Origin of the sequence: Mesorhizobium sp. M7A.F.Ca.CA.001.10.2.1 (assembly GCF_003998575.1) — a bacterium.
Taxonomy (GTDB): Bacteria; Pseudomonadota; Alphaproteobacteria; order Rhizobiales; family Rhizobiaceae; genus Mesorhizobium.
In genome coordinates this window covers 1-3,437 of sequence record NZ_RZQY01000651.1, presented here as the reverse complement: position 1 = coordinate 3,437, position 3,437 = coordinate 1, and the positions used below count along the sequence as shown (strand labels likewise).

The 3,437-nt window shown below is 61.4% G+C and carries 5 protein-coding genes and 2 pseudogenes; 5 read left to right on the top strand and 2 right to left on the bottom strand.

Annotation, left to right across the window (positions count from 1 at the left end; all coding sequences use genetic code 11):
- Positions 1 to 355: pseudogene (locus tag EN964_RS29240) on the top strand (purine-nucleoside phosphorylase); the annotation flags it as partial.
- A gap of 5 nt (positions 356 to 360) precedes the next feature.
- Here the strand turns inward: EN964_RS29240 and EN964_RS29235 are convergent.
- A complete protein-coding gene (locus EN964_RS29235) occupies positions 361 to 531 on the bottom strand; it encodes a hypothetical protein (RefSeq protein ID WP_236382813.1) in 171 nt (56 codons plus the stop codon).
- Between the two features lie 230 nt (positions 532 to 761).
- On the opposite strand from EN964_RS29235, the pseudogene EN964_RS29230 reads away from it, so the two are divergent.
- A pseudogene (locus EN964_RS29230) lies at positions 762 to 1,199 on the top strand (VOC family protein).
- A 10-nt stretch (positions 1,200 to 1,209) separates the two neighbouring features.
- Here EN964_RS29230 and EN964_RS29225 read toward each other — a convergent pair.
- On the bottom strand, positions 1,210 to 1,515 hold the full coding sequence (locus EN964_RS29225; RefSeq protein WP_127268969.1) for a ribbon-helix-helix domain-containing protein: 306 nt from the start codon (positions 1,513 to 1,515) through the stop codon (positions 1,210 to 1,212).
- Between the two features lie 208 nt (positions 1,516 to 1,723).
- Here EN964_RS29225 and EN964_RS29220 point away from each other — a divergent pair, with 208 nt between their 5' ends.
- From EN964_RS29220 to EN964_RS29210, 3 genes are all read left to right on the top strand, one after another.
- Positions 1,724 to 2,119, top strand: coding sequence for a VOC family protein (locus tag EN964_RS29220; RefSeq protein WP_127271303.1), 396 nt, complete (start codon positions 1,724 to 1,726; stop codon positions 2,117 to 2,119).
- 87 nt (positions 2,120 to 2,206) lie between these two features.
- Positions 2,207 to 2,737 carry a gluconate 2-dehydrogenase subunit 3 family protein gene (locus tag EN964_RS29215; RefSeq protein WP_127268967.1) on the top strand — a complete coding sequence of 177 codons (531 nt, stop codon included), beginning with the start codon at positions 2,207 to 2,209 and terminating at the stop codon, positions 2,735 to 2,737.
- A gap of 46 nt (positions 2,738 to 2,783) precedes the next feature.
- Positions 2,784 to 3,437: GMC family oxidoreductase N-terminal domain-containing protein (locus tag EN964_RS29210; RefSeq protein WP_164776065.1), on the top strand; the 654-nt coding region annotated here is incomplete at its 3' end.

The window sequence follows — 3,437 nt, the reverse complement described above, 5'->3', positions numbered from 1 at the left end:
GGTTTTCGGCCTTTATGGACCCGCTGGCCCCGACCCGGCGCTCCTCGCATCGTCACTGGCCAAGGCGGTAGAATTCGGCATCGACCATCATGCCGGCCTGACGGTGTGCAGCGACATCTTCTATCACCCGGAGGGGCGCGCCCGTTTTGCCGTTGCGCGGGCGCAAGGAGCCCTGGCCGTGGATATGGAAACCAGCGCGCTCTATCGCATATCGGAGCATTTCGGAGCGCGTGCGCTGTCGATGTGTGTCGTGGTCGACAACATCGAGACCGGCGAACAGACCGACTATTCCGAGCGCCAGGCGCTTTTCACCGACATGAGCCGTCTGGCGCTCGCTGTCGCAGCCGAGAGCTAGCCGAGTTACGGGAGCAATTGCTTGCGCACGGCTGCCACATCGTCGGAGGCGACCGCCGGGGCGGCGTTGCCCCAACTGGCGCGCACATAGGTCAGGACGTCGGCGACCTCCTGGTCCTTCAGGCGCCAGGCCAGGGACGGCATGGCGGGCGTTGTCGGCGCATCAGCCGTATGCACGGCCTGACTGCCGGCAAGGACGAGCCGGGCCAATGTTTCGGAACTGCCCTGCGCAACGCTAGAATTGCCGGGCCACGATCCCGCCAAGCATCCGGCCTACCTGCCCGGATGCTGGACCGATAGAAACAGCATCGTGCCATCAGCCATGAATCAGGACCTGATCGCCCTTGCTCAGCTGGCAAGCAGCCTAAGGAGTTTACGGCCTGGACGACGCCTTATAGACTGAACACATGGCGCTCAAACGGATGGACAACATAGGAATCGTCGTCGATGACCTCGAAGAGACGATTGGTTTTTTTGGCGAGCTCGGCCTTGAGCTCGAAGGGCGGGCCATGATCGAAGGGGAATGGGCCGGACGTGTCACTGGACTGGGCGATCAGCGCGTCGAGATTGCCATGATGCGGACGCCGGACGGCCACAGCCGGCTCGAACTGTCCCGTTTCCTCACGCCGCCTGTCGTCGCCGATCACCGCAACGCCCCGGTTAACGCCCTGGGCTACCTCCGCGTCATGTTCACCGTGGACGACATTGACGGGACGCTTGAAAGGCTCCGCAATCGCGGTGCGCGGCTCGAAGGCTAAGTCGTCCAGTATAAAGACGTGTATCGGCTATGTTACATTCGAGGGCCTGGAGGGCTTCTCATCGGGCTCGCGCAAGAACTCAGCTGAGCGCAATGCGCTAAGCAGCCTCCCGCTTCGGCACCATCTGCTCATCCATTCCCGGCCGATGGCCCCGCAGATAGAGCGCGCAGGTGGTGCGCAGCATCGACGCAAAGTTCGGGATGGCGCCGTTGATCTCGATGGCTTCGTCATAGAGCTTGGAGATGAATTTCGGCGTCGTCAAATCCTGGTTTTCGGCGATTTCGTCCAGCAAAGCCCAGAATGTCGCTTCGAGCTGGATGCTGGTCGAGTGGCCGTCGATGCGAATCGACCGGTTGATCTGGCGATAGCCTTCGGGATCCTGGCCCGCAAACACCCTGCACATCCGACAAACCTCCCATGATTGTTGGTCTTGGGTGGACGGGCGTGCAGTTTGATACTGCTTGACCTGTCCCCACATGCATTCTCGGGCAAAATTGCCGGTCCGGCAATCGGACTTTCGTCCCGTTCGCGGCTGCGGGCGTGGTAACCGGCTGCCACCACCTTTTGTCCGTGCCGCGCATAATCGCCTCCACACCAGAACGGAGACTGATTTGGCCAAGGCGATCCACAGTATGATCCGGGTTCTCGACGAAGCCCGATCGCTCGATTTCTACAGAAACGCCTTCGGGCTCGATGTCGCCGACAGGCTGGATTTCGAGACATTCACGCTCATTTACCTCAGCAATGCCGAGGCAGGGTTCGAGCTCGAACTGACCGTGAACAAGGATCGGCAGGAGCCTTACGGGCTCGGCGACGGCTACGGCCATCTGGCGGTCTCGGTCGTCGATCTCGACGGCGAACATGATCGTCTCGGCGCGCTAGGGCTCAACCCGAAGAAAATCGTCGAGTTCAACCGCGACGGATCGCTGATCGCCCGCTTTTTCTTCATCGAGGATCCCGACGGCTACAAGATCGAGGTTCTGCAACGCGGAGGTCGCTTCCAATAGGAGACATCGCAGCCGTCCCCTGACGGGGGCAGCGCGCCAGCAACGGCGTTCTGAAGAGAGCGCACATAGCAAGCAGGGAGGAATAAAATGGTCACGATCTATGACGCGAAGCCTGGGCTGTCCCGTCGAGAGCTTCTTAAACGGGGCGGCATCGGCGCGCTGCTCGTCATCTCAGGCAGCGCCGTCATCAGCCCCGAGCATGCCTGGGGACTGGAGACATCGGCACTCAAGCCCGAAACCATGGCGACGCTGATCCAGATGGCGCGTGACATCTATCCGCACGATCAGGTTCCGGACAAATATTACGCCATTGCCGTGAAAGGCCACGACGAACAGGCCGGCAAGGACGCCGCCTACAAGACTATGCTCGAAGATGGCATCGCCGACCTCGACAAGAAGTCCGGTGACGGCGGCTACCGCGGCCTTGGCTGGGAGGACCAGCGCGTCGCCGTGCTGAAGCAAATCGAGGCGACGCCGTTCTTCCAGGCCATTCGGGGTGGCCTCGTGGTCAGCCTCTACAACCAGAAAGAGGTGTGGCCGATCTTCGGTTACGAGGGCGAGTCCTATTCCAAGGGCGGCTACATCGCGCGCGGTTTCGACGACATCGAGTGGCTCTGAGCCCCGTCGCTCCTGAACCCGCAAACAGAAATCATGGGAGGAAACCATGGCAGCTTCATTTGATCTGAACAACGATGGCGTGGTCGTCATCATCGGCTCGGGCGCCGGCGGCGGCACGCTCGGCAACGAACTCGCCCAGAAGGGTGTCGACGTCGTCATCCTGGAAGCCGGCGCGCGCCACGAATACGAAGACTTCATCAATGACGAGTGGGGTTCGTTCAGCCAGCTCGCCTGGACCGACAAGCGCACCACGTCCGGCGACTGGCGTGTGGCCAAGGATTTTCCCAACCTGCCGGCCTGGATCGTCAAGTCGGTCGGCGGTTCGACCACGCATTGGGCCGGAGCTTCGCTGCGCTTCCAGGAGCATGAGTTCAAGGGGCTGTCGACCTACGGCAAACTGGAAGGCGCCAACCTGCTCGATTGGCCGATCACGCTGGCCGAGATGGAGCCCTACTATGCCAAGGCTGAAGCCAAGATGGGCGTCACCGGCACCAATGACTGGCCGCGGCTGCCGGGCAACAACAATTTCAAGGTGTTGAAGGCCGGCGCCGACAAGCTCGGCTACAAGGAATGCCACACCGGCAACATGGCGATCAACTCGGTCGATCGCGACGACCGCATGTCCTGCCAGCAGACCGGCTTCTGCTTCCAGGGCTGTAAATGGGGCGCCAAATGGTCGACGCTCTACACCGAGATACCC